The 3223-nt window shown below is 71.1% G+C and carries 2 protein-coding genes; one reads left to right on the forward strand and one right to left on the reverse strand.

The genetic code is table 11. The features are described 5' to 3' along the window. Positions 1–2479 (reverse strand): aconitate hydratase AcnA (gene acnA / locus PLP61_RS15965; protein WP_324503750.1); only part of this gene is annotated, 2479 nt, incomplete at its 3' end. 206 nt (positions 2480–2685) lie between these two features. On the opposite strand from acnA, the gene PLP61_RS15970 reads away from it, so the two are divergent. After that, positions 2686–3165: a hemerythrin domain-containing protein gene (locus PLP61_RS15970; protein WP_324503751.1), complete on the forward strand. Its 480-nt coding sequence runs from the start codon at positions 2686–2688 to the stop codon at positions 3163–3165. Positions 3166–3223 lie beyond the last annotated feature (58 nt).

Here is a 3223-nt window from a genome sequence, read left to right on the forward strand (position 1 = left end):
TCAGGTTGGAGCGGTGGATGCGCTCGTAGGACTCCGCGATCACCGCCTTCACGCCCAGCAGCGCCGTCCCCTTGGCCGCCCAGTCGCGCGACGAGCCGGAGCCGTACTCCTTGCCGGCGAGGACCACGAGGGGCGTGCCCGCGGCGAGGTAGCTCACCGAGGCGTCGTAGACGGTGCTGACCGGCGCCGCCGCGGCGTCCGCGGCCCGGGTGAAGTCGCGGGTGAAGCCGCCCTCGGTGCCCGGCGCCAGCTGGTTGCGCAGCCGGATGTTGGCGAAGGTGCCCCGGATCATCACCTCGTGGTTGCCGCGACGGGAGCCGTAGGAGTTGAAGTCGCGTGGCTCCACGCCGTGCTCGGTGAGGTAGCGGCCCGCGGGCGAGTCCTTCTTGATCGCCCCGGCCGGGCTGATGTGGTCGGTGGTGACCGAGTCGCCGAGCTTCAGCAGCACCCGGGCGCCGGCGATGTCGCGCACCGGCTCGGGCTCGTCGGGCATGCCGTCGAAGTACGGCGCCTTGCGGACGTAGGTGGAGCCCTCGTCCCAGGCGAAGATGTCGCCCTCAGGGGTGGGCAGCGAGCGCCAGCGCTCGTCGCCGGCGAACACGTCGGCGTACTCCGTCGCGAAGGTGTCGGCCGAGATCGCCCCGGCGATCACCTCCTCCACCTCCGCCGGGCTCGGCCAGATGTCGGCCAGCCGGACCTCGTTGCCGTCCGCGTCGGTGCCCAGCGGGTCGCGGAGCAGGTCGACGTCCATGGTGCCCGCCAGCGCGTAGGCCACCACGAGCGGGGGCGAGGCCAGGTAGTTCATCTTCACGTCCGGGTTGATCCGGCCCTCGAAGTTGCGGTTGCCCGACAGCACCGACACGACCGACAGGTCGTTCTCCTGGACGGCCGCCGACACCTCGGGGATCAGCGGACCGGAGTTGCCGATGCAGGTGGTGCAGCCGTAGCCGACCAGGTTGAAGCCCAGCTTGTCGAGGTACGGCGTGAGGCCGGCCCTCTCGTAGTAGTCCGAGACCACCTTCGACCCCGGTGCCAGGGTGGTCTTCACCCACGGCTTGCGCTGCAGGCCCTTCTCGACCGCCTTCTTGGCCAGCAGGGCGGCGCCGATCATCACCGACGGGTTGGAGGTGTTGGTGCAGGAGGTGATCGCGGCGATGGCCACGGCGCCGTGGTCGAGGGTGAACGAGGTGCCGTCGGCCAGCACGACCGGCGTCGGCCGGCTCGGCCGACCGGCCGGCACCTGCTCGGTCTCGTCGACGTAGTCGACCAGCGCACCTCGGAAGGCGACCTTCGCGTCCGCGAGCGCGACCCGGTCCTGCGGCCGCTTCGGACCGGCGAGCGAGGGCACCACCGAGGCCAGGTCGAGCTCGAGGCGCTCGGAGTAACGGGGCTCCGCGGCCGGGTCGTGCCACAGACCCTGTGTCCGGGCGTAGGCCTCGACCAGGGCGAGCTGCTCCTCGGAGCGCCCGGTCAGCCGAAGGTAGCGCACGGTCTCCTCGTCGATCGGGAAGACCGCGACGGTGGAGCCGAACTCCGGGCTCATGTTGCCGATGGTCGCCCGGTTGGCCAGCGGCAGCGCGGAGACGCCGTCGCCGTAGAACTCCACGAACTTGCCCACGACGCCGTGCTTGCGGAGCATCTCGGTGATCGTCAGCACCAGGTCCGTCGCGGTGGAGCCCTCCGGCAGCTCGCCGGAGAGCTTGAAGCCGACCACGCGCGGGATCAGCATGGACACCGGCTGGCCCAGCATCGCCGCCTCGGCCTCGATCCCGCCGACCCCCCAGCCCACCACTCCGATGCCGTTGACCATGGTGGTGTGGGAGTCGGTGCCCACGCAGGTGTCGGGGTAGGCGAGCACCTCGGTCGCCTGTCCCGGGTCTGCCGCGGGGACCTCGCGGGTGAACACGGTACGGGCCAGGTGCTCGATGTTGACCTGGTGCACGATGCCGGTGCCGGGTGGCACGACCTTGAAGTCGGCGAAGGCGCCCTGGCCCCAGCGCAGGAACTGGTAGCGCTCGCGGTTGCGCTGGTACTCGATCTCGACGTTGCGCTCGAACGCCTCGGGGCTGCCGAAGACGTCGGCGATCACCGAGTGGTCGATGACCATCTCGGCCGGCGAGAGCGGGTTGATGCGCGCCGGGTCGCCGCCCAGCTCGGCCATCGCCTCCCGCATGGTGGCCAGGTCGACCACGCAGGGGACCCCGGTGAAGTCCTGCATGATGACGCGGGCGGGGGTGAACTGGATCTCCTTGTCGGGCTCGGCGGTCTCGTCCCAGCCGGCCAGGGCCCGGATGTCCTCGGCGGTGATGTTCGCGCCGTCCTCGGTGCGCAGCAGGTTCTCCAGCAGCACCTTGAGCGAGAACGGCAGGGACGCGACGTCCAGGCCCTCTCCGGTCACCGCGTCCAGCCGGAAGATCTGGTAGCTATTCCCGTTCACGTCCAGGGCGCTCTTGGCGCCGAAGCTGTCCAGACTGGCCATCAGTCGCATCTCCTCGGTGACGTCGGGTGGGCGCCCTCCATCTTGCCTGCGCACCGGCCGGTGCCGACAGGGGGCCCGTGGGTCGATTCTCGATTTATCTTGATGTCAAGATACATGAGGTCGAGGTACTAGTGCAACCGGCACGCCCGCGGCTCGTCGGAGGGGTCCGGGGTGCCACCGCGCCGGCGATACGACAGACTGGACCCATGGGAACTGGGTCCATGGAGTCGGGCCGGTCGGCCCTGGACGACGAGCTGGTCGACACCCTGCGGCGACGTCGGGCGGAGCTGCGCGCGTCGCTGAACGCACTCGAGCTCGCGCTCGCCGCCCCCGCTGCGGCCGACCCGGACCGGTGGTGGCAGCGCGTCCACGTCGCCCTGGTCGAGCTGTCGGCCGACCTGCGTGAGCACCTCGCCGTGAACGAGGGTCCCCAGGGCCTGCACGAGGAGGTACGCCGCTCCGCGCCGTGGCTGTCCGGGCCGGTGGACCGGCTCACCGCCGACCACGTGCAGATCCAGGCGATGCTCGACCGGCTGCTCGCGCACGAGGAGGCGCCGGAGCCCGCCGAGCTGGACGAGCTCCGCGACACCGCGACCGACCTGCTGGTCCGGCTGGTCCGCCACCGCCAGCGGGGCGCCGACCTGCTCTACGAGGCCGCGGCGGTCGACCTGGGGGGCGGGGACTGAGACCTGCGGCCGGTCCAGGTCACCGGGTGAGCAAAGCGACGCACTCGACGTGGTGCGT

The organism is Nocardioides sp., from assembly GCF_035429765.1.
GTDB lineage: Bacteria > Actinomycetota > Actinomycetes > Propionibacteriales > Nocardioidaceae > Nocardioides.

What these genes read in the sequence shown, in the direction of transcription:
- PLP61_RS15970 (WP_324503751.1), top strand. Translation starts at nt 2,686, where the DNA reads ATGGGAACTGGGTCCATGGAGTCGGGCCGGTCGGCCCTGGACGACGAG.